Below are 25,419 nucleotides of genomic sequence, written 5' to 3'. Positions count from 1 at the left end.
TTCGCTCGCCCCGTCCGCGGCCGCCCTCCTAAAGTAATCCCTGTCCAGGTGCGAAGGCAGGACCTACTTCCACTCATAATGGGGCGGCCGCGGGTTCGAATCCCGCCACCGGCACGACACGCCGGTGTAGCTCAGGGGCAGAGCACCTTGTCGGTTCCGCCGGCCTCGATCTCTGGACACCACAACTGCACAGCACCTTCCGGTGCGCGGGCTGCGGCTACTTCTCTCCAAAGAATCCCACGCCGCCGCCGAACTGATCTCGGGAGGCGCAGCATGAGGTGGGTGCCCGGTGCGCAGGCAACGGTTACTTCATCGGATCGGACGGTCGCGGGTTCGAGTCCCGTCGTCGGCCCAGGGCCGGCGTAGCTCAGTCGGACAGAGCATCTGACAAGTCCGTCGCCGACCCCTGATCTCGGGCACCTTCCCTTTGTTGCGCCTCCCCGAAAAACGAGTCGTCGAACGACGCACTCGACATCTCATGAATTCGGGGGAATTCACCATGGCGCGTTTCAACGTCCGTGTGCGCAACGCCCGGCCCGTCTCGCCCGTGACGACCACGGGCCGGGTGCTGCGCACCCACCAGGGCGCCCGCGGACACGAGCGGGACGCCCGCTCCGAGCTCTTCCTGCTGGCGGTGGCGAACTTCGTCTCCCAGCAGACCTTCTACGAGACCGGCGCCGCCCGCGACGACCGCTTCACCGCCCTGGTGCGCGAACTCGCCGTCGGCGACCCGGCCTGGACGGCCGGCCTGCTGGGCTGGATGCGCGGCGAGGGAAACCTCCGCACGGCCGCGATCGTCGGCGCCGCCGAATACGTCCACGCGCGTCTGGCGGCAGGGGCCGCCGACGGCCCCGCGAACCGGCAGGTCGTGGACAGCGTCCTCCAGCGGCCCGACGAGCCCGGCGAACTGCTCGCCTACTGGACGGCGACGTACGGACGCACCCTTCCCAAGCCCGTCAAGCGGGGCGTCGCCGACGCGGTGCGCCGCCTCTACAGCCCCCGGTCGCTGCTGAAGTACGACACCGCCGCCAAGGGCTACCGCTTCGGCGACGTCCTCAACCTGGTGCACGCCTCGCCGGATCCCGCCAAGCCGTGGCAGGGCGACCTGTTCCGGTACGCCCTCGACCGCCGGCACCACCCGGAGACGGCCGAGCCGCCCCGGTCGCTGCCCGCCCTCGTGGCGCACCGCGAACTGATGGCCGTGCCGCCCGCCGAGCGGCGCGCGGTCGTCACCGCAGCGGACGGCGCACGGCGGCTGGCCGAGGCGGGCATGACCTGGGAGGCGCTGGCGGGCTGGCTCCAGGGGCCGATGGACAGGGCCGCCTGGGAGGCGGTCGTCCCGTCCATGGGCGCCATGGCGCTGGTGCGCAACCTGCGCAACTTCGACGAGGCGGGCGTCGGCGACGAGGTCGCCGCACGCGTGGCGGCGCGGATCAGCGACCCGGCGGAGGTCGCGCGCTCGCGGCAGTTCCCGTTCCGCTACCTCGCCGCGTACCGGCACGCGCCCTCGCTGCGCTGGGCCTACCCGCTGGAGCAGGCGCTCGGCCACTCGCTGGCCAACGTGCCCGCCCTGCCGGGGCGCACGCTGGTGCTCGTCGACCGCTCGGGCTCGATGTTCTACGCGCGGCTGTCGGACCGGTCCGACCTCAGCCGCGCCGACGCCGCGGCGATCTTCGGGACGGCGCTCGCCCTGCGGGCGGCGGACGCGGACCTCGTCGAGTTCGGTTCCACAAGCAACGCGATCAAGTTCCGTGAGGGGGAGTCCGTGCTGAGGATTCTGGAGCGTTTCGGCGACCTGGGCGGTACCGACACCACCGGGGCCGTGCGCCGGCACTACCGCGGCCACGACCGGGTGCTGATCGTCACCGACGAGCAGTTCGCCCCGAGCCGCCACGGCGGCCCGACCGAGCAGGTCCCGGCGCACGTGCCGGTCTACACCTGGAACCTGGCCGGACACCGTGCGGGGCACGGCCCGTCCGGCACGGCGAACCGCCACACCTTCGGCGGCCTGTCGGACGCGGCCTTCCGCATGGTTCCGCTGCTGGAGGCGGCCGACGACACGAAGTGGCCGTGGGCGCCCGACCCGAGGCCGGCCGTCTGACCGTGCCCGCACGACGGCACGGGCACGGCCCCTCGGCCTCCGCCGCCCCCGCACCACGGGGGCGGCGGAGGCCGCCGGCGTTCCTGCCGCGTCTCGCGTCTTGTTCTCCGGCCAACTGATATCTAACATTTCAGTTCATGGAAGCCGTGCCGCGCACTCTGCTCAGGGACCGCGCCTACGCGTCGATCCGCGACGCCATCGTGTCCGGGGCCATCGCCGCGGGCGCGGTGGTGCGCGACGTGGACCTCGCGGAACGGCTGGGGCTGTCCCGGGCCCCGGTGCGCGAGGCGTTCGCCAGGCTGGTCGACGAGGGGCTGCTGGAGAGCAAGCCGCAGAGCTACACGCGGGTGACCCCGGTGGTGGGGGCCGAGGTGCGCGACGCGGCGGCGGTGGTCGGCGCGATGCACGAGCTGGTCGCCAGGGTGGCGGTGCCCAGGCTGTTCGCGGCGGACGTCGAGGGGATGCGCGCCGCCAACGAGCGGTTCGCCGCAGCGGTGGCCGCGGGCGACGTGGACGCCGCCCTGCGCGCCGACGACGAACTGCACGACGTCCTGGTCCGCGCCGCGGGCAACCGCGCGGCCGCCGCCACCGTGGCCCGCTACACCCCGCTCATCCGCCGCCTGGAGCGGCGCCGCTTCGGCGAGGGCGGCGCCTGCCGCTCGGCCGGGCTGCACGGACGGCTGATCGAGGCCTGCGCGGCCGGCGACGTGGACGAGGCGGTCCGGGTCACCGCGCAGATCTGGCGCACCCTGGCCGACACGGCCGACACGGCCGACGACGCCGACACGGGCGACACGGGCGACACGGGCGACACGGCCGACGACGCCGACACGGCCGACGACGCCGACACGGCCGACACGGCCGACAAGGCCGACAAGGTCGACCTGACGGGTGCTCAGGAGCCGCCGGGCGGACAGCACTCGCCGGACGGACAGGACCCGCACCGGATGCGGGACCCGCAGGGCGTACGAGACCCGCGACGCGTGCGGGACGGGCGGGATCCGGCAGGGACCGCCGACACCGACTGAGTTCAGGAGACTCCATGGCCGTGACGTCCCTCTCCTCCCACGAGCGCTACCCCCTCCTCTTCGGCCCCTCGCCGATCCACCCGCTGGAACGGCTCACCGCTCACCTCGGCGGAGCCGCCCTGTGGGCCAAGCGCGAGGACTGCAACTCCGGGATCGCGTACGGCGGGAACAAGACCCGCAAGCTGGAGTACCTGATCGCCGACGCGCTCGCGCGGGGCTGCGACACCCTGGTGTCGATCGGCGGGGTGCAGTCCAACCACACCCGCCAGGTCGCCGCCTGCGCCGCCCGCGCCGGGCTCAAGTGCGTGCTGGTGCAGGAGAGCTGGGTCGAGTGGCCCGACCCGGTGTACGACAAGGTCGGCAACATCCTCGTCAGCCGGCTGGCCGGGGCCGACGTCCGGCTCGTCCGGGCCGGCTTCGGGATCGGCTTCAAGGAGAGCTGGGAGCTGGCGCTCAGGGAGGTCGAGGAGTCGGGCGGCAAGCCCTACGCGATCCCGGCCGGGGCCTCCGACCATCCGCTGGGCGGACTGGGGTTCGCCGGCTGGGCCTACGAGGTCGCCGAGCAGGAACGGGCGGCGGGCGTGTTCTTCGACACCGTGATCGTCTGCTCCGTGACCGGTTCGACCCAGGCGGGGATGGTCGCCGGGTTCGCCACGCTGGAGGAGGCGGGCGGCCGTCCCCGCCGCGTCCTCGGGATCGACGCCTCGGCCGAACCGGCCCGCACCCGCGGGCAGATCGCCCGCATCGCGCACGGCACGGGCCGCCTGATCGGCGTGCGCCGGGAGCTGACCGCCGACGACGTCGAACTCGACGAGCGCTACCACGCGGGCGTCTACGGGGTCCCGGACGCGGCGACGCTGGAGGCGATGCGGCTCGCGGCGCGCACCGAGGGCATGGTCACCGACCCGGTCTACGAGGGGAAGTCGATGGCGGGGCTCGTCGACCTGGTCGCCCGGGGCGAGATCGACCGCGGGTCGACCGTGCTGTACGCGCACCTGGGCGGCCAGCCCGCCCTGAACGCGTACAGCGCCCTGTTCTGACAGCCGCCTGCACGGAAACCGGGGACGCCCCGGCCTCCGCCGCTACGGTCTCCGCCGCTCCGGTGGGATGTGGCGCACCGGGCGGGCGGTGGTGGACCATGCGGACAGCGCGGCCGCCCCGGCCGTGGACCCTGGTTGCCGGCTAGGCGTGAGCGGGGGCGGCCCGCCTGGCGGCGGCCACCGGAGCGCGCGGACCCGTTCGCGAGGAGTGACTGGATGACGCAGGTCAGACCCATGCGCGCGGACGCCCGCCGCAACTACGCGCGCCTGCTGGAGACGGCGGCGCGAGCCTTCGCCGAGCACGGGGAGGGCGCGTCCCTCGACGACATCGCCAGGCGGGCCGGGGTCGGCTCCGGCACGCTGTACCGCCACTTCCCGACCCGGCAGGCGCTGCTGGAGGCGGCCTACCTCGACCGGATCGAGGCGCTCGCGGCGCGGGCCGGCGCACTCGGCCGGGAACTGCCGCCCGGCGAGGCGCTGACGGCATGGCTGGAGGAGCTGTGCGTCGGCACGATCCAGGTCCGCGGCATGCGGGCGTTGCTGGGCTCCGCCGTCGCGGACGGCGGCGCGGCCGCGGTCACCGGCTGCGGCACCCCGATGAGGGCGGCGGCGGCCCGGCTGGTGGAGGCGGCGCAGCGCGAGGGCACCCTGCGCCGGGACATCGATCCGATCGACGTGCTGCGCCTCGCCCACGGCGTGGCGACGGCGTCGGAACTGGCCGCGGGGGAGGGAGGCCGCACAGGAGACGGAGGGGACGTGCGGGTCGTCCGCCGGTACGTGTCGCTGCTGACGGAGGGCCTGCGGCCGGTGAGCTGACGGACCGGACCGGTGACCGCGCGCCCCCGACGACAGGGAGTCCCCGGCGACGCCGCGCCCTCGGCGACAGCGAGCCCCCGCGACGGCGGGCGCCCGCAACCGGGTGTGAGCGGGGCGATCAGGGCCGGGGGCGGCCCCGGGGCCGCCCCGCTCACGGCTACAGGGTCTCGGCGCCCGGCTTCACCATGTTGCGCACCGTGCGCGCCTTCACGAAGGAGCCGATCGCCGTCATCTCCCACTCGCCGGAGAACTGGCGGATCAGCTTGGCCATCAGCACGCCCGTCTGCGCCTCCGTGCCGGTGAGGTCGAAGCGGACCAGCTCCTCCCCGGTCGCGGCGTCCAGCAGCCGGCAGTAGGCCTTGGCGACCTCGGTGAACTTCTGGCCGGAGAAGGAGTTCACGGTGAAGACCAGACCGGTCACCTCCTGCGGGAGCCTGCCGAGGTCGACGACGATCACCTCGTCGTCCCCGCCGCCCTCGCCGGTGAGGTTGTCGCCGGAGTGCTTGATCGCGCCGTTCACGATGGAGAGCTTGCCGAAGTAGCAGCTGTCGATGTGGTTGCGCTGGGGGCCGAACGCGATGACCGAGGCGTCCAGGTCGATGTCCTTGCCGCGGAACGCGGGCTCCCAGCCGAGCCCCATCTTCACCTGCGAGAGCAGCGGGCGGCCGCCCTTCATCAGGGAGACGGTCTGGTTCTTCTGCAGGCTGACGCGGCCCTTGTCCAGGTTGATCTTCCCGGTGCCGGGCGCGGCGGCGGGCGGGGCCGGGGGAGCGGCGGGCGGGGCCGGGGGCGCCACGGGCGTGTGGAGCACGGGCTGCGGCGGGGCGACCGGCTGCGGCGGGGCGGCGGACGCCGGCTCCTCCACCGTCACGCCGAAGTCGGTGGCGATGCCGGCCAGGCCGTCGGCGTAGCCCTGGCCGACCGCGCGGGCCTTCCAGACGCCGTTGCGCAGATAGATCTCCACGACCACCAGGGCCGTCTCCGCGCCGAGCCCCGGGGGCGTGAAGGTGGCCAGGACGGTGCCGTCGTCCGCGCCTCTGATCGTCGCCGTCGGTTCGATGCCCTGGAACGTCTGTCCCGCGCCGTCGGGGCTCGCGGTGACGACGATCTTCTCGATGCCCGGGGGCACCGCGGCGGTGTCGACCGTGATCGCGTCGGGGGACGCGCCGCCCCCGGAGCGGTAGGTCACGCCGGGGCCGCTCGGCTGGTTGTAGAAGATGAAGTCGTCGTCGGAGCGCACCTTGCCGTCGGCGGTGAGCAGCAGGCCCGATACGTCGAGCCGCACCGGGGCGGCGACGTCCACCGTCACGCGCGTGACGGGGAGAGGGATGTTCGAGCCGGGGGTCATAGCGGTCATGCCGGGTGAACGAACGGGACCACTTTGCCGTTCCCTTACCCGGCCGGCACTCCCGCGAATGGCTCACGTCCCCCTCGCGCACGCCCCCGGCGCCGGCGCGCGCCCCCTGTGAGGTTCCGTCGCCAGGTCGCCAGGTCGCCAGGTCGCCAGGTCGCCAGGTCGCCCAGCGGTCAGTAGGGCCAGATCGGCGGGTCGCTGACGAAGTGGCCGCCCAGATGGGCGTGGGCGATGTTCTCCGGGTCCAGCTCGCCCTGTTCGGCGATCAGCTTCTGCGCGTACGGCTCGGAGTCGTCCTGCGGCTCGTAGCCGAGGGCGCGCGCGGTCGACAGGTCCCACCACAGCCGGGTGTTGGCCGACGAGCCGTAGACGACGGTGTGGCCGACGTTCTCGGCGGTCAGGGACGCGTGCAGGAGGCGGGCGCAGTCGGCCGGGCTCATCCACACCGACAGCATGCGCACGCTGGTCGGTTCGCCGAAGCAGGAGCCGATGCGCACCGAGACGCTCTCCAGGCCGTGCTTGTCCCAGTAGAACTGGGCCAGGTCCTCGCCGAAGGCCTTGGACAGGCCGTAGAACGTGTCGGGGCGGTGCGGGGTGTCGATCGGGATCAGGGGGTCCTCGCCGCGGGGGCGGGGCGTGAAGCCGACGGCGTGGTTGGAGGAGGCGAAGACGACGCGCCGCACGCCCTCGTCGTGCGCGGCCTCGTACAGGTTGTACGTGCCCGCGATGTTGGCGGTGAGGATCTTCTCGAAGGGGGCTTCCAGGGAGATGCCCGCGAGGTGGATGATCGCGTCGACGCCCCGCACGGCCTCCCGGACGGCCCGCTTGTCGGCCAGGTCCGCGACGATCGCCTCCGGCTCGCCCTCGACCGGGCGCAGGTCGAGCAGGCGCAGCTCGTAGCCGTAGGCCGGCAGCAGGTCCCGCATCAGGGTGCCGAGGCCGCCGGCGGCGCCGGTGAGCAGGACGGTGCGCGGAGCGGGCATCCTCGGGTCTCCTCGGGTCACTTGAGCAGCCGGACGTATCCGTGGCCGCGGTTCACATTCGTGGACACGCTAAGGAGCGGCGGCGGTACCCGTCAAGTGTGCGGCAGGGGTGGCAAAACTGCTGGTGTCCCCGGGGTTGGTCGGCTTGACCGGGCTCGATCGGGCACCTTAGCGTGAACTTGTTCAGGAATATGGACGCTGCTCAAGAATATGGACCCGGGAGGGCCCGTGACGTCAGCCCCGCTCGCCGCCCGCCTCCGCGTCCCCAGTGGACCGCTCTTCTTCCCCGTCACCGCCTACGGCCCCGACGGCGCCCTGGACCTCGACGTCTTCCGCGCGCATGTGCGCGGCGGCGTGGAGGCGGGCGCCGCCGCCGTCTTCGCCGCCTGCGGGACCGGGGAGTTCCACGCGCTCACGCCGGAGGAGTTCGAGGCCTGCGTCCGGACGGCCGTGGAGGAGACCGCCGGACGGGTTCCGGTCGTGGCGGGCGCCGGGTACGGCACCGCCCTCGCCGTGCGCTACGCCCGCCTCGCCGAGGCGGCCGGGGCGGACGGCCTGCTCGTCCTGCCGCCCTACCTCGTCGTCGCCGCCCAGGAGGGCCTGCTGCGGCACTACCGCACGGTGGCGGCCGCGACCTCCCTGCCCGTCATCGTCTACCAGCGCGACAACGCCGTCCTCACCCCGGACACCGTCGTCGAACTCGCCCGGACCGAGGGGATCGTCGGCCTGAAGGACGGCCTCGGCGACCTCGACCTGATGCAGCGGATCATCAGCGCCGTGCGCACCGCGGCGCCCGGCGACTTCCTCTACTTCAACGGCCTGCCGACCGCCGAACAGACCCAGCTCGCCTACCGGGCGCTCGGCGTCACCCTCTACTCCTCGGCCGTGTTCTGCTTCGCCCCCGAGGTCGCCCTCGCCTTCCACCGGGCGCTCGCCTCCGGCGACGACGACACCGTCCACCGCCTCCTCGACGGGTTCTACCGGCCGTTCGTCGAACTGCGCGCCCTGGGCCGCGGATACGCCGTCTCGCTCGTCAAGGCCGCGGTCCGGCTGCGCGGGCTCGACGTCGGCGAGGTCCGCCCGCCGCTGCACGAACCGGGCGAGGATCATGTCAAGCAGCTCGCCCTGGTGATGGAGCGCGCTCACGCGCTGCTGGAGGAGGACAACCGGTGAAGGCCTCGACGTTCGTCTACCCGTGGGACGTCAACGGCGACCCCGGGGCGCCCGCCCGGATCGCCTCGCTCGGCGTGGAACAGGTCACCCTCGCCTCGGCCTACCACTCCACCCGCGCCCTGACCCCCCGCCACCCGCGGCACCGCGTCGTCACCGCCGAACACGCGGCCGTGCTCTACCCGCCGGACGGCCGCTGGCGGGGACGCGCCCTGCGCCCGTACCCGGCCGGCGACTGGGCCCCCGGCGACGCCTGCGGCGAGGCCGCCGAGGCGCTCGCCGCGACCGGCCTGGAGGTGCACACCTGGGTGGTCCTCGCGCACAACTCCCGCCTGGGCGCGGAGCATCCCGACACCTCCGTGGTGAACGCCTACGGCGACCGCTACCCCTGGGCGCCCTGCGTCGCGCAGCCCGCGACCCGCGCGTACCTGGTCGACCTCGCCGCCGAGGCCGCCGTGCGCCCCGGCGCGGCGGGCACCGAACTGGAGTCGCTCGGCTGGTACGGACTACAGCACCTGCACGCCCACGACAAGACCGCCGGCGTCGGCCTCGGGGACGCCGGCCAGTACCTGATGTCCCTCTGCTTCTGCCCCGCCTGCCGGACCGGCTACGGCGCACAGGGCCTGGACGCCGACGCGCTCGCCGCCGCCGTCCGGGACGCGCTGGAGCCGCTGTGGCGGGGAGCGCCGGACGACGGGGGCTGGACGGGGGTCGAGAAACTCCTCGGGGAGGAGACGGCCGCGGCCACACGCGCGTGGCGCGACGAACGGGCCCGCACCCTCCAGGAGGCGGCCGTGGCCGCCGTCCGGGCGGCCGCGCCCGCCGGCTTCCAGGTCCTGCTGCACGCCGATCCCGTGACCCATCACGTCGGCGCCAACGCGGGCGTCGACCCCGTGCACATCCTGTCCGTCGCGGACGGCGTCGTCGTGCCCTGCGCGGGCGGCCCCGGCCTGCTGACGCCCTTCGCCGGGCAGGGCCGCGAGGGCGCGGTCCTCGCCGCCAACCTCGGCGTCGTCTCCGGCATGGGCGGCAGCCCCGCCACCCTGGCCGCCGACATGGCCCGCGCCCGCGCCCACGGCGCGACCGAAGTCCGCCTGTATCACGCGGGGCTGGCGTCGGACGCCGACCTGGAAGCGGTGCGCGAGGCCCTCGCCGCACGCTGACCGGCCGCCGGCGCGGCGGCGCGGCGATGCGGGGCCCGAGGTCGGTACCGGCCCGGCGAGAGGGCGTCGACCGTCGAGGGGTCGCTCGTCACGGCGGCGGGCGGCGGGCGCCGGGCGATGCGGCGGTGCGAGGTCGGTACCGGCCCGGCGAGAGGGCGTCGACCGTCGAGGGGTCGCTCGTCACGGCGGCGGGCGGCGGGCGCCGGGCGATGCGGCGGTGCGGGGTCGGTACCGGCCCGGCGAGGGGGCGTCGACCGTCGAGGGGTCGCTTGTCACGGCGGCGGGCGGCGGGCGGCGGTCGATGCGGCGGTGCGGGGTCGGTACCGGCCCGGTGAGAGGGCGTCGACCGTCGAGGGGTCGCTTGTCACGGCGGCGGGCGGCGGGCGCCGGTCGATGCGGCGGTGCGGCGTCGGTACCGGCCCGGTGAGAGGGCGTCGACCATCGCGGGCGCGCTCGTCACGGCGGCGGGCGATGGGGGGTGTCGGCGGGGGAGACGGGCGGCGGGACGGCGGGCGGCGGGCGGCGGGTGGTGTCGGCGGGGGCGTCTCACGTCCGGTCGGCTTCGGGCGCCGGATCGACGGCCGGGTGGGCCGTGACCTCACCCCGCTGCCGCGCGGGGGGCCGCAGCAAGGGGAGGACCGCGGTCAGCCGTGCCAGGCCCAGCGTCAGCAACAGGGCCTGGTAGGGGACGAGTTCGACCAGGCCCGCGCCCGCCGCCAGGCCGATCGCGTTCGGCGCGTACAGCAGGGTGCCGGCCGTGGCGGTGACCCGGCCGAGCAGCGCCTGCGGCGTCTGCTGCTGCACGGCGGTCAGCGCCGCGATCAGGGGGCACGGCAGCCCGGCGCCGATGGCCGCGCCGCACATCAGGGCCACGGGCGCCGAGGGGACGGCCTGGGCGGCGACCGCCGCGGCCGTGAGGGCGATCCCGCACGCCGCGAACCGGCGCGCCCCCAGCCGCCGCAGCGCGGGCCCCGCGAGCAGCCCCGCCACGACCGAACCGGCGCCCTGGGCGGCGTACAGCGCGCCCGCGTACGCGGGGGAGTGGCCGAGCCCCTCGACGACGGCGTAGACCAGCGGCGCGCCCAGGCCCGCGCACAGCATCGTCGCGCCGCCGGCCGCGACGAGGGGGCGCAGCCCCGGATGCGCCCACAGGAAGCGGGCGCCCTCGGCGGTGTGCGCCCGCCAGTGGCCGGCGGTCCGTCGCGGCCGTTCCTCGCGGACCGTCACGCAGCCGTACAGCCCGGCCGCGCAGACGAACGTGGCCGCGTCCAGCAGCGCCACCCCGTGGCCGCCCTGAGCGGCGTACACGACGGCTCCGGTCGGCGGGGCGACCAGCTTCATGCCCTCGGTGAGCGTCATGCGCAGCCCGTTGAAGTCGCCGAGCAGCTCCGGGGCGACGGCGGCGGCCACGAGCGCGGACTCGGCCGCGTCGACGACGACGCAGGCGGCGCCGTACAGGAACAGCACCGTGAACAGCAGCCACAGCCGTGCGGGCGAGTCCACAGCGAGCACGGTGAGCAGCAGGGCCGCCGGGCCCAGGTTGAAGGCGACGAGCAGGGGGCGCCGGCGGTGGCGGTCGGCGAGGGAGCCGAGCAGCGGGGCGAGGAGCGTGGGCGCCCACAGCGCCAGCACGCACAGCGCGGCGAGGCCGTCGGAGCCGGTGAGGTCCTTGACCCACACACCGGACGCCAGCCAGAGCGCCGAGGTGCCGAAACCGGACACCACCGAGACGGCCAGGCAGAGCGCCGCGTCACGGTCGCGCAGGATCCGCAACCCGGACCAGTTCTTCGTCATGCCAGGTCATCGTGGGTCTAAGGAGGCCCGCACCGCATCGGGCAGGTGCCTTATCCGCGGCGCCGCGATGAGTTCTCGGCGCGCGGAGGGTCTCCTCCGTATGACCGACACGACGACGACCTTCGACCTCGGCCCGCAGGCCCGGATCATCGCGCGCCTCGCGGACGGTGTGCGCGACGGGCAACTGGGCCACGCGACGCCCTGTCCGGGCTGCGCCGTGGGCAACCTCCTCGCCCACCTCACCGGCCTGTCCGTGGCCTTCCGCGACGCGGCCCGCAAGGACCTCGGCCCCACGACCGACACCCCGCCCGACGCGGCCGCGCCGGAACCCGGCCCGCACTGGCGCGCGGACCTGGCCGCCGCGCTCGACGCCCTCGTCGCGGCCTGGCGCGACCCGGCCGCCCGGACCGGCATGACCCGCGCGGGCGGCGTGGACCTGTCCGGCGAGGTCGCCGCGGCCGTCGTCGCCGACGAACTGGTGATCCACGGCTGGGACCTGGCCCGCGCCACCGGCCAGAGCTACGACCCGGACCCGGCGGCGCTGTCGGCGGCGTACGGATTCCTGTCCGCGGCGGCCGACGCCGGGTCCGGCGCGGGCCCCTTCGGCCCCGTCGTCCCCGTCCCCCCGGACGCCCCGCTGCTCGACCGCGCGCTCGGGCTGAGCGGGCGCGATCCGGGGTGGACGCCCCGTTCGTAGCCGCGGTCGCCCCGGCGGGGGCGCCCGTGAGGCAGCCGCGCACGCGCGCGTGCACGGCGGCGGCTCCGGTCGGCCCGGCACAGTTCGAGCGGGTCACGGGCCGGTGCGCGGGGCGGCGGAGCCCGGATCCGGCCGCCGCGAGGAGAGGACGGTGGACCGCGGCCGCCGTGGACCGGGGCGTTCGGGCCGCGTCCGGCGGCGGCGAAACGTACGCTCCCCACCATGCCCCTCAGCCTCACCGTCCTCGGCACCGCCTCTCCGCACCCGGGGCCCGGCCGCCCCTGCTCCGGATACCTGGTGCGCGGCGCGGGCGCGGAGGTGTGGGTGGACGCGGGCACCGGCACGTTCGCCGAGTTGCAGCGGCACACGGACCCCGACCGGCTCACCGCGATCTGGATCTCCCATCTGCACGCCGACCACAGCGCGGACCTCCTCGCCGCCGCCTACGCCTTCGCCCACGGCGGGATGACCCCGCCGGCCCCGATCCCGGTGTACGCGCCGCTCGACTGCGCCCGTCGGCTGGCCGGCTTCCTGGGCCGCCCGGACGTACGGTTCCTCGGCGAGTACCTCGACTTCAGGCCGCTGTTCGACGGGCACACCGTGCGGCACTGGAACCTGCGTCTCACCTCGCGCGCGGTGGCCCACGACACCGAGGCGTACGCGCTGCGCGCCGAGTGCCAGGGCAGCGTCCTCGTGTACTCGGGGGACAGCGGGCCGTGCGACGCGCTCACCGAACTCGCCTCGGGCGCCGACCTGTTCCTGTGCGAGGCGGACGTCGACCGGCATCGCGAAGGCGAACACGGGCAGCCGGTGCATCTCACGCCCGAGGAGGCCGGCGAGACGGCCCGCAAGGCGGGGGTGCGCGAGCTGTACGTCACCCATGTCGGCCCGACGCTGACCCGCGAGACCGCGACCGCCCGCGCCGCCGCCGTCTTCGGCGGCCCCACCCGCACGGCGCGCGAGGGCGAGACCATCCCCTTCTGACCCCTCTGGGGGCCCTTGTGTCCCGGAGACCTCAACTTCCTCTGCAAGAAGCATTGACGAAACGCGGGGCCCCTCCTACCTTCAACGCGTCGTACTTCGTACGTCATATATGAGACGCGATACGCGAGATCCGATCAGACACGCGACATCCGAGAGGCGCGCATGACCTCTGTGCCCACGCCGATCCCCTCCCGCACGCAGTACGTGCTGGAGGAGATCAAACGCCGCATCCTCACCGGGCGGCTGACGCCCGGTCAGGCTCTGGTCGAGACCGAGCTGGCCGCCCAGTTCGGGGTCTCCAAGACCCCGGTGCGCGAGGCGCTCAAGACCCTGGCCGGCACCGGCCTGGTCGTCATGAGCCAGTACAAGGGCGTCACGGTGCGCATGGTGGACGCGGACATGGCGCGCGAGGTCTACGACGTACGCCTGCTCCTCGAACCCGAGGCGCTGCGGCGGGCCGTGCGCCGGGGCGCCTCCCTGGACGCCGCACGCGAGGCGCTGACCATGGCCGACGACGCCGCCGACACCGCCGAACGGTCCCTGGCCAACCGGGAGTTCCACCGCGCCCTGTATCTGCCGTGCGGCAACCCGCTGCTCGGCCGGATGCTCGACGAGGTCCGCGACCAGGCCGCCCTGGTCTCCGCCGTCGCCTGGGCGGCCTCGCCCTCCTGGGAGCGGGAGGCCGGCGAGCACCGCGAGATCCTGCGCCTGGCCCTGGCCGGCGACGCGGACGGCGCGGCCCGCGCCCTGCACGCCCACATCGCGTCCTTCGTGCACCGGGCGTTCCCCGGGACCGCCGGGGCGGACGCCCTCGAAGAGGCTCCGGCCGAGGAAGGTCAGCAATGAGCAGCGTGGCGTTCGAGACCCAGCGGGCGGCCCTGGCCGACGTGGTGGCCATCCCGGTGACCCCGTTCGCCGAGGACGGCGGCGTCGACGGCGCGGCCCACCGCGCCCTGGTGCGCCGGCTGCTCGACGGCGGGATCACCACCCTCACCCCGAACGGCAACACCGGCGAGTTCTACGCCCTCACCCCCGCGGAGCGCCGTCTGGTCGCCGAGCTGACCGCGGAGGAGGCCGCCGGGCGGGGCGTGGTCCTCGCCGGGGTCGGGCACGACGTGCCGACCGCGGTCGCGTCCGCCCGGCACGCCCGGGAGCTGGGCGCGCGGATGGTGATGGTCCACCAGCCCGTGCACCCCTACGTCTCGCAGAGCGGCTGGGTCGACTACCACCGGGCCATCGCCGAGTCCGTGCCCGAGCTGGGCGTCGTCCCCTACATCCGCAACGCGCGGCTGCACGGCGAGCGGCTGGCCGAGCTGGCCGACCACTGCCCGAACGTCATCGGCGTCAAGTACGCCGTCCCGGACGCCGCCCGCTTCGCCGCGTTCGCCCGGGACGCCGGTCTGGAGCGCTTCGTCTGGGTCGCCGGTCTCGCCGAGCCGTACGCGCCGTCCTACTTCTCCGCGGGGGCCACCGGCTTCACCTCCGGGCTGGTGAACGTCGCCCCGGCCGTCTCGCTGAACATGATCGAAGCGCTTCGATCGGGTGACTACCCCGCGGCGATGAAGGTGTGGGAACAGATCAGACGGTTCGAGGAGCTGCGGGCCGCCGACGGCTCCGCCGACAACGTCACCGTCGTCAAGGAAGCCCTCGCCTCCCTCGGGCTGTGCCGTCGCGAGGTGCGTGCGCCGAGCCGGACGCTGCCCGAGGACGCACGGTCCGAGGTCGCCGCGATAGCAGCGGGATGGTCCATATGAAGCGCTTCGACGATCAAGACCCGGACGCCGTCGGCGCCGCCCCCCGCAAGGCCCCCGAGGACCTCCGCAGCCACCAGTGGTACGGCGCGAAGGGCCTGCGCTCCTTCAGCCACCGCGCCCGCACCCGCCAGCTCGGCTACCTCCCCGAGGAGCACCTCGGCAAGCCGGTCGTCGCGATCCTCAACACCTGGTCCGACATCAACCCCTGCCACGTCCACCTGCGCGACCGCGCGCAGGCCGTGAAGCGGGGCGTGTGGCAGGCCGGCGGCTTCCCCCTGGAGTTCCCGGTCTCCACGCTCAGCGAGACCTTCCAGAAGCCCACCCCGATGCTCTACCGCAACCTCCTCGCCATGGAGACCGAGGAACTGCTGCGCTCCTACCCGGTCGACGGGGCCGTGCTCATGGGCGGCTGCGACAAGACGACGCCCGCGCTGCTCATGGGCGCCGCGAGCGTCGACCTGCCCACCGTGTTCGTGCCCGCCGGTCCGATGCTGCCCGGCCACTGGCGCGACGAGGTCCTCGGCTCCGGCACCGACATGTGGAAGTACTGGGACGACCACCGGGCGGGCCTCATCGGCGACTGCGAGCTGGCCGAGCTGGAGAGCGGCCTCGCCCGCTCGCCGGGCCACTGCATGACGATGGGCACGGCCTCCACGCTGACGGCCGCGGCGGAGGCGCTGGGCGTCACGGTCCCGGGGGCGTCGAGTATCCCGGCCGTGGACTCCGGGCACGACCGGATGGCGGCCGCCGCCGGTCTGCGCATCGTCGAGCTCGTCCACCGCGACCGCAGGCTGAGCGACATCCTCACCGCGGACGCCTTCGAGGACGCGGTGACGACCGTCCTCGGCCTCGGCGGCTCCACCAACGCGGTGATCCATCTGATCGCGATGGCCGGCCGCGCGGGCGTCGCGCTCACCCTCGACGACTTCGACCGCATCGCCCGCACCGTCCCGGTCCTCGCCAACGTCCGCCCCGGCGGCCGGAAGTACCTCATGGAGGACTTCCACTTCGCCGGCGGCCTGCCCGGTTTCCTCTCCCGGATCACGGACCTGCTCCACCTGGACCGGCCGACCGTCTCGCACGACACCCTGCGCGAGCAGCTCGCCGGCGCGCGCGTGCACGACGACGACGTCATCCGGCCCCGGGACAACCCGGTCGCGAGCGAGGGCGGGGTCGCCGTGCTGCGGGGCAACCTCTGCCCGGACGGCGCCGTCGTCAAGCACATCGCCGCCGAACCCCGCCTGCTCAAGCACACCGGCCCCGCGGTCGTCTTCGACGACTACCGCACGATGCAGCGCACCATCAACGACCCCGGGCTGGGCATCACCGCCGACACCGTCCTGGTGCTGCGGGGCTCCGGCCCCAAGGGCGGCCCCGGCATGCCCGAGTACGGCATGCTGCCCATCCCCGACCATCTCCTCAAGCAGGGGGTGCGCGACATGGTGCGCATCTCCGACGCCCGGATGAGCGGGACGAGTTACGGCGCGTGCGTGCTGCACGTCGCGCCGGAGTCCCACGTCGGCGGACCGCTCGCGCTCGTGCGCACGGGCGACCCGATCACCCTCGACGTCGAGGCCCGCACCCTCCGGCTCGACGTCGACGACGAGGAGCTGGAACGGCGCCGGGCGCGGTGGACGCCGCCGCCCGCCCGCTACGAGCGCGGATACGGCGCGCTCTACACCGAACAGATCACCCAGGCCGACACCGGCTGCGACTTCGAGTTCCTGGCCCGCCCGGGCAAGGTCGCGGACCCCTACGCGGGCTGACGGCGACGGATACGGCCGGGCCCACGCCTGCCCGTGCAGAAAGCGCTTCACCCACACAGGCGCGACGCCCGCGACAACACGACGCACGCGACAACACGACGCACGCGACAGCACGACGCACTACGCACGACGCACGCGAACGCCCGGCGCACCGACAGGCGCACCGGGGGACGCACCGAGAGACGCACCGAGAACGGAGAACAGTCATGGCCCAAGCCGCAGCCGTGGCGAAACCGCCCGCGCCACCCCGGCGGCGCCGTGCCTCCGCCACGCCCCGCAGGCTGCCGTACCTGCTGATCGCGCCGGCGGCGCTGCTGATGCTGGGCTTCATCGCCTACCCGGTCGTCAGCGTCTTCTACTACAGCCTGCAGAACTTCAACCCCACCAAGCCGTGGCGCAACGGCTTCGCGGGCTTCGACAACTTCACCCGGATCTTCACCGACGACCCGCAGTTCTGGGACACCCTGGCCTTCAGCGCGAAGTGGGTGTTCGCCGAGGTCGGACTGCAACTGCTGTTCGGCCTGGCGCTGGCGCTCATCGTCAACCAGACCTTCGCCGGCCGGGCCCTGGGCCGCGCCCTGGTGTTCTCGCCCTGGGCCGTCTCGGGCGTGCTGACCTCCGCGATCTGGGTGCTGCTCTACAACTCCCAGACGGGCGTGACCCGTTACCTCGCGGACATGGGGATCGGCGAGTACGGCGCCAGCTGGCTGTCGGACACCTCGACCGTCTTCCCGGCGGTGATCGTCGCCGACCTGTGGCGCGGCGTCCCCTTCTTCGCGATCCTCATCCTCGCCGACCTCCAGTCCGTCTCCAAGGACCTGTACGAGGCCGCCGAGGTCGACGGAGCGAGCCGGATCAAGCAGTTCTGGCACATCACCCTGCCCCACCTGAAGGACGCCATCGTCCTGTCCACGCTGCTGCGCGCGGTGTGGGAGTTCAACAACGTCGACCTGCTCTACACGCTCACCGGCGGCGGCCCCGCGGGGGAGACCACCACCCTCCCGCTCTACATCGCCAACACCAGCGTCGACGCCCACAACTTCGGCTACGCGTCCGCCCTCACCACGGTCGCGTTCGTGATCCTGCTCTTCTGCTCGATGGTCTATCTGCGGCTGAGCAAGTTCGGAGGAGGCGACAAGTGATCACCAAGGAGGCCACCGAGGTCGCACCCGTCCCCGTGCGCCCGCCCGCCGCGGCCGACCGCCGGCAGAAGAACGCCAGGAAGCGCGCCTGGGACGAGGCCCCGCGCTGGCAGATCTACCTTCCCCTGGGCATCTACCTGGTGTTCACCCTCGTCCCGTTCTACTGGATCCTGCTGTTCGCGCTCCGCCCGGCCGGCTCGACCTCGCTCGTGCCCTGGCCGATGACCTTCGACCACTTCGAGAAGGTCTGGAACGAACGCGACTTCGGGATCTACTTCCAGAACAGCGTGATCACCGGCGTGGCCACCCTGCTGCTCACCACCGGCGTCGCGCTGGCCGGCGGCTACGCCCTCGCCCGCTTCGACTTCAGGATCAAGCGCGGCTTCATGCTCGCCCTGCTGTGCACCCAGTTCGTGCCGGGCGCGCTGCTCCTCGTGCCGCTCTTCCAGATCTTCGCCCAGCTCAAGATGATCAACTCGCTGGGCAGCGTCATCATCGCCGAGACGGTCTTCCAGCTGCCCCTGTCGATGATCCTCATCAGCGGCTTCATCCGGAACGTCCCCTACTCCCTGGAGGAGGCCGCCTGGGTCGACGGCTGCGGCCGGTTCACCGCTTTCCGCATCGTCGTCCTGCCGCTGCTGCGGCCCGGCCTCATCGCCGTCGGCTCCTTCGCCTTCGTGCACGCCTGGAACCACTTCCTGTTCGCCCTGATGTTCCTGTCCGACCAGACCAAGCAGACGATCCCGGTCGGCCTGAACACCCTGATGAGCGCCGACAGCGTCGACCTGGGCGCGCTGGCCGCGGGCGGCATCATCGCCGCCGTCCCCGTGGTGATCGTCTTCGCCTTCATCCAGAAGTGGCTGATCACCGGCTTCAGCGCGGGGGCGGTGAAGGGATGAGCGCCCCCCGCCGCACCGCGACCGCCAGGCCCTCCGCCGCCGCGTCCGCCCCCGCCGCGGCTCCCGGGGCGGAGTCCGCCCGGCCGCCTACCCTGCATCGAAAGATCGACGGCGCCGCGGTGGCCGACCGCGAGGCGGTACCCGGCGCGGGCGCAGGGAGGATCCCATGAACACCTCGGACACCGCCGTCCCCGTCGTCCTCGCGGGCGCACGCGGCCACGGACGCTGGCACCTGGACAACATCCGCAGGCTCCAGGACAAGGGCATCGTCCGGCTGGCCGGCGTCTGCGAACTGACCCCGCTGACCCCGGCCGAGATCCCCGAGGGCCTCGGCACGCCCGAGCAGTCCGCCGACTTCGGCGCCCTGCTGGAGACGACCGGCGCCCGCGTCGCCGTCGTCTGCACCCCGATCCCCACCCACACCGACCTCGCGCTGACCGCGGCGGCCAGGGGCGTGCACCTCCTCCTGGAGAAGCCGCCGGCCCCGTCCTACGCCGAGTTCCGCAGGATGGCCGACGGCGTCGCGCGGGCCGGCGTGGCCTGCCAGATCGGGTTCCAGTCGCTGGGCTCGCACGCCCTGCCCGCGATCCGCACCCTGATCGTTGACGGCGCGATCGGCGAGGTGAGCGGGGTCGGCGGCGCCGGGGCCTGGGCACGCGCCCAGGCGTACTACCGGCGGGCGCCCTGGGCGGGCCGGCGGCGGCTGAACGGCGTCGACGTCATCGACGGCGCGCTCACCAACCCGCTGGCGCACGCCGTCGCCACCGCCCTCGCCCTGGCCGGCGCCACCCGCGCCGAGGACGTCGCCCGCATCGAGACCGAACTGGCGCACGCCAACGCCATCGAGTCCGACGACACCTCCTGCGTCCGGGTGAGCACGGCCGACGGCCGGCAGGTCGTCGTCGCGGCCACGCTGTGCGCCGAGGACCCCGACGACCCGTACGTCGTCGTCCACGGCACCCGCGGCCGCATCACCTACTGGTACAAGCAGGACCGCGTGCTGCTCCAGCGGGCCGGCCACGGCCCCGAGGAGTTCGAGTACGGCAGCACCGACCTGCTGGAGAACCTCGTCGACCACCTCACGGACGGGACGCCGCTGCTGGTCCCGCCCGCCGCGACCGAGTCGTTCATGCGGGTCGTCGAGGCGATCCGGACGGCCCCCGACCCGGTGCGGCTGCCCGAGGGGGCCTGGCGGCTGCTGCCCGACGAGGACCGGCGCGTCGTCCCGGGCGTCGACGCACTGGTCGCGGCCGCCGCCGACACCCTCTGCCTCTACTCCGAACTGGGCGCCCCCTGGGCGTTCCCGACCGCGCATCCGGAAGAGGTGAGCCCCTGATGACCGCACCGGCACCCGACTCACCGGTCGTCCTGCGTGTCGCCGGCCGCCCGGTCGCCCGCTACGTCGTCCGGCCCGAGCTGCCCGCCAGGCTCTCCCCGCGCCCCTGTCTGCACCCCGTCACCACCCTGGCCGGCACCGCGGTCACCGAGCTGAGCCCCGCCGACCACACCCACCACCTCGGCGTCGGTGTAGCCGTACCCGACGTCGAGGGGCACAACTTCTGGGGCGGCCGCACCTACGTCCGCGACCGCGGCCCGACCGAGCTGGACAATCACGGCGCCCAGTGGCACGCCGCGTTCCAGCTGCGCGACCCCGACGGCTTCGTGGAGGAGCTGCGCTGGATCGCCTCGGGGACCGAACTGCTGCGGGAGCGCCGTACCGTGGCGGCCACCGGACTCACGTCCGCCGCCTGGGCGCTCGACTTCACGTTCTCCCTGACCAACGTCACGTCCGGGCCGCTGTCCATCGGCAGCCCGGCCACGAACGGACGCCCCGGCGCCGCCTACGGCGGCTTCTTCTGGCGGGCCAGGAAGCAGGACGCGCCCCCCGAGGCGTTCACCGCGCACGCGCGGGGCGAGGCGGCCGTCCACGGCGCCCGCGCCGACTGGCTCGCCCTGACCGGACACGGCTCCCCGCGCGCCGCCGGATCCGCCCACGGCGGAGCGTGGACCCTCGTCTTCGCCGGCGCCACCGACACCACCCGCCGCGACCCCTGGTTCGTGCGCACCGCCGAGTACCCGGGCGTCGGATCGTCGCTCGCCTTCGCCGAACGGCTGCCGATCCCGCCCGGCGGGACGGCCGTGCGCCGGATCGTCACCGTCGTCGCCGACGGCCGGCTGGACCGCGACGAGGCGGCGGCCCTGGTGCGGAAGGCGGTCACCCAGTGAGCCCCGAGGCCCGCGAGCGACGCGCGACGGACGGACCGAACGAGCCGGACGAGCCGAACCAGCCGGACCTGGCACACGGCACGACCGGCCCGCTCGCAACCGCCGAGACGGACCGTGCGGACCGGCCGGACCGGACCGCCGGGATGTACACCAACCCGATCCTGGACGCCGACTGGTCCGACCCCGACGTCCTGCGCGTCGGCGACGACTTCTACCTCACCGCCTCCAGTTTCGGCCGCGCCCCCGGCCTGCCGCTGCTGCACTCGCGCGACCTGGTCCACTGGACGCTGGTCGGGCACGCGCTGGAACGCCTGGAACCGGCCGACGCGTTCAGGGTCCCGCGCCACGACTGCGGGGTCTGGGCGCCCTCCCTGCGCCACCACGACGGCCGGTTCTGGATCTTCTGGGGCGACCCGGACCACGGCATCTTCCAGGTCAACGCCCCGCAGTTCAGGGGCCCTTGGACCCGCCCGCACCTGGTGAAGCCGGGCAGGGGGCTCATCGACCCCTGCCCGCTGTGGGACGAGGAGACCGGCGAGGCCTACCTGGTGCACGCCTGGGCGAAGTCCCGGTCCGGCGTCAAGAACCGGCTCACCGGCCACCGGATGCACCCCGAGGGCACGGCCGTCCTCGACGAGGGCAAGGTGATCGTCGACGGCGACCGGATCCCCGGCTGGTTCACCCTCGAAGGCCCCAAGCTCTACCGGCACGACGGCTGGTTCGTCGTCCTCGCCCCCGCCGGGGGAGTGGCGACCGGCTGGCAGGGCGCCTTGCGCTCCCGCGACTTCTTCGGCCCCTACGAGGAGCGCGTCGTCCTGGAGCAGGGGGACACCGACGTCAACGGCCCGCACCAGGGCGGCTGGGTCCGCACCCGGTCCGGCGAGGACTGGTTCGTGCACTTCCAGCAGCGCGGCGCCTACGGCAGGGTCGTCCATCTCCAGCCGATGCGGTGGGGCCCGGACGGCTGGCCGGTCATCGGCGACGACGGCGTCCCCGTCCCGCGGCACCGGCGGCCCGCGCTGCCCGCACAGCCGCCGGCCGCGCCCGCCGTCGACGACGACTTCCCCGGCGGACGCTTCGGCCGCCAGTGGTCGTGGACGGCCAACCCCCAGGACGGCTGGGCGGTCCGGCACTCCGCCGACGGACTGCGCCTGGCCTGCGCGCGGACGGCCGACGCGCACGATCTGCGCACCCTGCCGAACGTCCTCACCCAGCGGCTGCCCGGCCGCCCCTCCGCCGTCGAGGTGGGCCTGCGGCTGCACAGCGAGGAACCGGGCGCCCGCGCCGGACTCGCGGTCCTCGGCGACGCGTTCAGCTGGATCGGCCTCCAGCGCGCCGCCGACGGCGCCGTCCACCTGGTGCACCGGTTCGCCGAGCCGGTGGCCGAACGGGAGCGGGACGCCGCCCACCCCGTGCCCGTCCCCGACGGCCCCGTACGGCTGCGGATCGAGATCGGCGCCGGAGCGCGCTGCCGGTTCGCCTACGACCTGGGCGACGGCCCGGTCCGCTCCGGTCCCGTCTTCGCCGCCACGCCGTGGCGCTGGGTCGGCGCCCTGCTCGGCCTCTTCGCCCTCGCGCCCCCGGGCACGGGGCAGGCGGGAGCCGCCGCGTTCGACGCGTTCCGCATCAGACCGCTCTGACTCCTCCGCCCCTTCGCCACTCCGCCCCCTTTCGTCGCCACTGTTCTGTACGCCTCTGGGAGCCGCAATGACGCACTTCCACAGCAAGCGCTTGCCGACGGCCGTCACGGCCCCGGCGGCCGTCCCCGCCCTGCCCGCCGGTCCACGGCCCGACGCGGCCGGCCGGGCGAGGGCCCCCGGCGGGCCGCGTCGGGCCGCCGCGACCGCCCCGGCCCCGGAGGCCCCCTCGGCCCGTCGTGCTCCGGAGACCCCCGAGGCTCCCGAGCCCCCCGCGGCCCCGGCCGCCGCCGTGCCGCCGGCCGGGCGCCCTGCGCCCGCATCACCCCTCGACCCCCCACAACTTCATATGTCCGTTGGGATCCGGAAGATCCAGAAGAAGAGAGCCGACCACATGAAGAGCAGCATCCGCAGAAGCAGGCGAGTCGCCCTGGCCGTCGCCCTGGGCTCCGTGCTCGCGCTGACCGCCACGGCCTGCGGCGACGACGGCAGCGGCGCGGCCGGGGACAAGGGAGGCGACGGCTCCGGCAAGGGCCAGATCACCTTCTGGGACAACAACGGCGGCGTCCGCACCGACGTCTGGAAGGAGATCATCGCCGACTTCGAGAAGGCGAACCCCGACATCAAGGTCAAGTACGTCGGCGTGCCGTCGGACAGCGTCCAGTCCAAGTACGACACCGCCATCCAGGGCGGCGGGCTGCCCGACGTCGGCGGCGTGGGCACCGCGATGCTGGCCGAGATCGCCGCGCAGGGCGCCCTCGAACCGCTGGACGACCGCCTGGAGAAGAGCGGGCTGAGCGCCAAGCTGAACGCGAAGTTCCTGGACGGCGTCAAGGCCGCCGGGATCGACGGCAAGACGTACAGCGTGCCGACCTCCGCCAACAACGGCACCCTCTGGTACCGCACGGACCTGTTCCAGAAGGCGGGCCTGGAGCCGCCGGCCACCTGGACCAAGTTCTACGCGGCCGCCGACAAGCTGACCGACAAGGACAAGAACGCCTTCGGCTACACCATCCGCGGCGGCTCCGGGTCGATCGCCCAGGCGCTGGACGCGACCTACGGGCAGAGCGGCATCACCGAGTTCTGGAACGGCGACAAGACCACGGTCAACGACCCGAAGAACGTGGCCGCGCTGGAGAAGTACGTCGGCCTGTACAAGAAGGACACGCCGTCCGCCGACGTCAACAACGACTTCACCAAGATGGTCGCCCAGTGGGACTCCGGCACCATCGGCATGCTGAGCCACAACCTGGGCTCCTTCGGGGACCACCAGAAGGCGCTGGCCGGCAAGTTCAAGGGCATCCCGGCGCCGACGCAGGACAACGGCATCCGGGTGCAGGTGTCCAACCCGGTCGACGGGCTGGGCCTGTTCAAGTCGAGCAAGAACAAGACCGCCGCCTGGAAGTTCATCGAGTTCGCCGCCTCCCACGAGTCGAACAGCAAGTGGAACAAGACGGCGGGACAGGTGCCGGCCAATCTGGAGGCCGCGCAGGACGGCTGGGTGCAGTCCTCCGAGCCGACCCGGCTGGCCGCCGAGGCGCTGACCGGCGCCACCACGAAGATCGTGCAGCTGCCCTACTACCTGCCCGACTGGAACACGATCTCCAAGGCCGACAACGAGCCCAACTTCCAGAAGGTGCTGCTCGGCAAGCAGAGCGCCAAGGACTTCCTGGACACGCTGGCCGACCAGCTGAACACCGCGCAGGCCGACTGGAAGAAGAACCACAAGTAGTCCGGCGGACGCGGACGCGGGGCGACCGCGCGCCGGCCGTCACCGGCCGTGCGGTCGCCCCGCCCTCCCGGCACGCCCACCGACCCCTCGAAAGGTGTATGTCGTGTCCCTGACCCGCAGACAGGTCACCACGGCGGCGCTGGCCGCCCTCCCGCTCGGAGCGGCCGCCGCCGCGCCCGCCCACGCCGCGGCGCGCCGGCCGAGAACCCTCTACATCGCCGGAGACTCCACCGCGGCGCAGAAGTACTCCGACGCCGCGCCCGAGACCGGATGGGGCATGGCGCTGCCCTTCTTCCTGCGGTCCGGCCTGCCCGTCGCCAACCACGCGCTGAACGGCCGCAGTTCCAAGAGCTTCATCGACGAGGGCCGGCTCGACGCCGTGCTCGCCGCGATCCGGCCGGGGGACCTGCTGCTCGTCCAGTTCGCCCACAACGACGAGAAGAGCACCGACCCCACCCGCTACACCGAGCCCTGGACGACGTACCAGGAGTGTCTGCGCAGGTATCTCGACGGCGCCCGCGCCAAGGGCGCGCGGCCCGTGCTGGCCACGCCCGTCGAGCGGCGCAAGTTCGACGCGGCGGGCAAGGCCCAGCCCACGCACGGGGAGTACCCGGCCGCCATGCGCGCGCTGGCCGCGGAGGAGGGCGTGGCGCTGCTCGACGTCCAGGCGCTGTCGCTGGCGCTCTGGCAGCAGTTGGGCGTCGAGGCGACGAAGACGTACTTCAACTGGACCGCGACCGAGCAGGACAACACGCACTTCAACCCGCCGGGCGCGATCGCCGTGGCGCGGCTCGTCGTGCGGGAGCTGCTGCGCACGCGGGTGCTCGAACCGTGCGACGTGCGGCGGCTGCACGACACGATCCCCACGTCCTGGATCACCTGGCCCGCGCCCCTGTCGTAGCCGTCCCCGCGACGACCGCACGGCGGCCCGTCCGACGCACCGCCCGTCCGACCGCACCGCCCGTCCGACCGCACCGCCCGTCCGACCGCACCGTCCGTCCGACCGCACCGCCCGTCCGACCGCACCGCCCGTCCGACCGCACCGTCCGTCCGACCGCACCGCCCGTCCGACCGCGCCTCCTGTTCCACCGCATCCGCCGCACCGGCATTTCCGCCGCACCGCCTTTCCTCAG

At 73.9% G+C, this 25,419-nt stretch carries 20 protein-coding genes, 1 tRNA gene and 1 pseudogene; 19 read left to right on the top strand and 3 right to left on the bottom strand.

Features of this window, described 5'->3' with window-relative positions:
- The first annotated feature begins 41 nt into the window (after positions 1 to 41).
- From OG802_RS08290 to OG802_RS08270, 5 genes and pseudogenes are all read left to right on the top strand, one after another.
- A tRNA-Met gene (locus OG802_RS08290) sits at positions 42 to 111 on the top strand.
- A gap of 388 nt (positions 112 to 499) precedes the next feature.
- Positions 500 to 2,101, top strand: coding sequence for a TROVE domain-containing protein (locus tag OG802_RS08285; RefSeq protein ID WP_329408621.1), 1,602 nt, complete (start codon positions 500 to 502; stop codon positions 2,099 to 2,101).
- Positions 2,102 to 2,238: 137 nt separating this feature from the next.
- Positions 2,239 to 2,871: pseudogene (locus OG802_RS08280) on the top strand (GntR family transcriptional regulator); the annotation flags it as partial.
- 272 nt (positions 2,872 to 3,143) lie between these two features.
- Entirely contained in the window at positions 3,144 to 4,169 is a 1,026-nt protein-coding gene (locus OG802_RS08275; RefSeq protein ID WP_329408620.1) for a 1-aminocyclopropane-1-carboxylate deaminase, read from the top strand.
- Positions 4,170 to 4,385: 216 nt separating this feature from the next.
- Positions 4,386 to 4,985, top strand: a complete 600-nt coding sequence (locus OG802_RS08270) for a TetR/AcrR family transcriptional regulator (protein ID WP_329408618.1) — start codon at positions 4,386 to 4,388, stop codon at positions 4,983 to 4,985.
- Between the two features lie 157 nt (positions 4,986 to 5,142).
- Here the strand turns inward: OG802_RS08270 and OG802_RS08265 are convergent, their stop codons facing one another.
- A complete protein-coding gene (locus OG802_RS08265; RefSeq protein ID WP_329416992.1) occupies positions 5,143 to 6,333 on the bottom strand; it encodes a TerD family protein in 1,191 nt (396 codons plus the stop codon).
- A 179-nt stretch (positions 6,334 to 6,512) separates the two neighbouring features.
- On the bottom strand, positions 6,513 to 7,322 hold the full coding sequence (locus OG802_RS08260) for an NAD-dependent epimerase/dehydratase family protein (RefSeq protein WP_329408616.1): 810 nt from the start codon (positions 7,320 to 7,322) through the stop codon (positions 6,513 to 6,515).
- 210 nt (positions 7,323 to 7,532) lie between these two features.
- Between OG802_RS08260 and OG802_RS08255 the strand changes: the two genes are divergently transcribed.
- Positions 7,533 to 8,495: a 5-dehydro-4-deoxyglucarate dehydratase gene (locus tag OG802_RS08255; protein WP_329408614.1), complete on the top strand. Its 963-nt coding sequence runs from the start codon at positions 7,533 to 7,535 to the stop codon at positions 8,493 to 8,495.
- Entirely contained in the window at positions 8,492 to 9,655 is a 1,164-nt protein-coding gene (locus OG802_RS08250; RefSeq protein WP_329408612.1) for a hypothetical protein, read from the top strand. Before OG802_RS08255 ends, OG802_RS08250 begins: the two co-directional genes overlap by 4 nt.
- Positions 9,656 to 10,201: 546 nt before the next feature.
- Here the strand turns inward: OG802_RS08250 and OG802_RS08245 are convergent.
- Positions 10,202 to 11,449 carry an MFS transporter gene (locus tag OG802_RS08245; protein ID WP_329408611.1) on the bottom strand — a complete coding sequence of 416 codons (1,248 nt, stop codon included), beginning with the start codon at positions 11,447 to 11,449 and terminating at the stop codon, positions 10,202 to 10,204.
- A gap of 100 nt (positions 11,450 to 11,549) precedes the next feature.
- Here OG802_RS08245 and OG802_RS08240 point away from each other — a divergent pair, with 100 nt between their 5' ends.
- The 12 genes from OG802_RS08240 (at position 11,550) to OG802_RS08185 (ending at position 25,187) form a co-directional block, all read left to right on the top strand.
- Complete coding sequence (locus OG802_RS08240) at positions 11,550 to 12,146, top strand: TIGR03086 family metal-binding protein (protein WP_329408609.1); 597 nt, start codon at positions 11,550 to 11,552, stop codon at positions 12,144 to 12,146.
- A gap of 222 nt (positions 12,147 to 12,368) precedes the next feature.
- Positions 12,369 to 13,130 carry an MBL fold metallo-hydrolase gene (locus OG802_RS08235; protein ID WP_329408607.1) on the top strand — a complete coding sequence of 254 codons (762 nt, stop codon included), beginning with the start codon at positions 12,369 to 12,371 and terminating at the stop codon, positions 13,128 to 13,130.
- 162 nt (positions 13,131 to 13,292) lie between these two features.
- Positions 13,293 to 13,976 (top strand): GntR family transcriptional regulator, encoded by a 684-nt coding sequence (locus OG802_RS08230; protein WP_329408605.1) that lies wholly within the window; start codon positions 13,293 to 13,295, stop codon positions 13,974 to 13,976.
- Positions 13,973 to 14,884: a dihydrodipicolinate synthase family protein gene (locus OG802_RS08225; RefSeq protein WP_329408604.1), complete on the top strand. Its 912-nt coding sequence runs from the start codon at positions 13,973 to 13,975 to the stop codon at positions 14,882 to 14,884. The genes OG802_RS08230 and OG802_RS08225 overlap by 4 nt, the downstream gene beginning before the upstream one ends.
- Positions 14,881 to 16,650 carry an L-arabinonate dehydratase gene (gene araD, locus OG802_RS08220; RefSeq protein ID WP_329408602.1) on the top strand — a complete coding sequence of 590 codons (1,770 nt, stop codon included), beginning with the start codon at positions 14,881 to 14,883 and terminating at the stop codon, positions 16,648 to 16,650. The genes OG802_RS08225 and araD overlap by 4 nt, the downstream gene beginning before the upstream one ends.
- Before the next feature lie 206 nt (positions 16,651 to 16,856).
- Positions 16,857 to 17,792, top strand: coding sequence for a carbohydrate ABC transporter permease (locus tag OG802_RS08215; RefSeq protein WP_329408600.1), 936 nt, complete (start codon positions 16,857 to 16,859; stop codon positions 17,790 to 17,792).
- Positions 17,789 to 18,691, top strand: coding sequence for a carbohydrate ABC transporter permease (locus OG802_RS08210; RefSeq protein WP_443055201.1), 903 nt, complete (start codon positions 17,789 to 17,791; stop codon positions 18,689 to 18,691). The genes OG802_RS08215 and OG802_RS08210 overlap by 4 nt, the downstream gene beginning before the upstream one ends.
- A 166-nt stretch (positions 18,692 to 18,857) precedes the next feature.
- Positions 18,858 to 20,027 (top strand): Gfo/Idh/MocA family protein, encoded by a 1,170-nt coding sequence (locus tag OG802_RS08205; RefSeq protein WP_329408599.1) that lies wholly within the window; start codon positions 18,858 to 18,860, stop codon positions 20,025 to 20,027.
- On the top strand, positions 20,027 to 20,917 hold the full coding sequence (locus tag OG802_RS08200; RefSeq protein ID WP_329408597.1) for a PmoA family protein: 891 nt from the start codon (positions 20,027 to 20,029) through the stop codon (positions 20,915 to 20,917). The genes OG802_RS08205 and OG802_RS08200 overlap by 1 nt, the downstream gene beginning before the upstream one ends.
- Positions 20,918 to 21,060: 143 nt before the next feature.
- Positions 21,061 to 22,557 (top strand): glycoside hydrolase family 43 protein, encoded by a 1,497-nt coding sequence (locus OG802_RS08195; protein WP_329416989.1) that lies wholly within the window; start codon positions 21,061 to 21,063, stop codon positions 22,555 to 22,557.
- 391 nt (positions 22,558 to 22,948) lie between these two features.
- A complete protein-coding gene (locus OG802_RS08190; RefSeq protein WP_329408596.1) occupies positions 22,949 to 24,286 on the top strand; it encodes an ABC transporter substrate-binding protein in 1,338 nt (445 codons plus the stop codon).
- Between the two features lie 103 nt (positions 24,287 to 24,389).
- The gene (locus OG802_RS08185) at positions 24,390 to 25,187 is read left to right on the top strand and encodes a rhamnogalacturonan acetylesterase (protein ID WP_329408594.1); all 798 of its coding nucleotides are present in this window, start codon (positions 24,390 to 24,392) and stop codon (positions 25,185 to 25,187) included.
- Positions 25,188 to 25,419: the final 232 nt, after the last annotated feature.

It is taken from the genome of Streptomyces sp. NBC_00704 (genome assembly GCF_036226605.1).
In the GTDB taxonomy this organism is placed as follows: Bacteria; Actinomycetota; Actinomycetes; order Streptomycetales; family Streptomycetaceae; genus Streptomyces.
The sequence above is the reverse complement of the archived record's forward strand: the minus strand, read 5'-3'. Positions and strand labels throughout refer to the sequence as shown.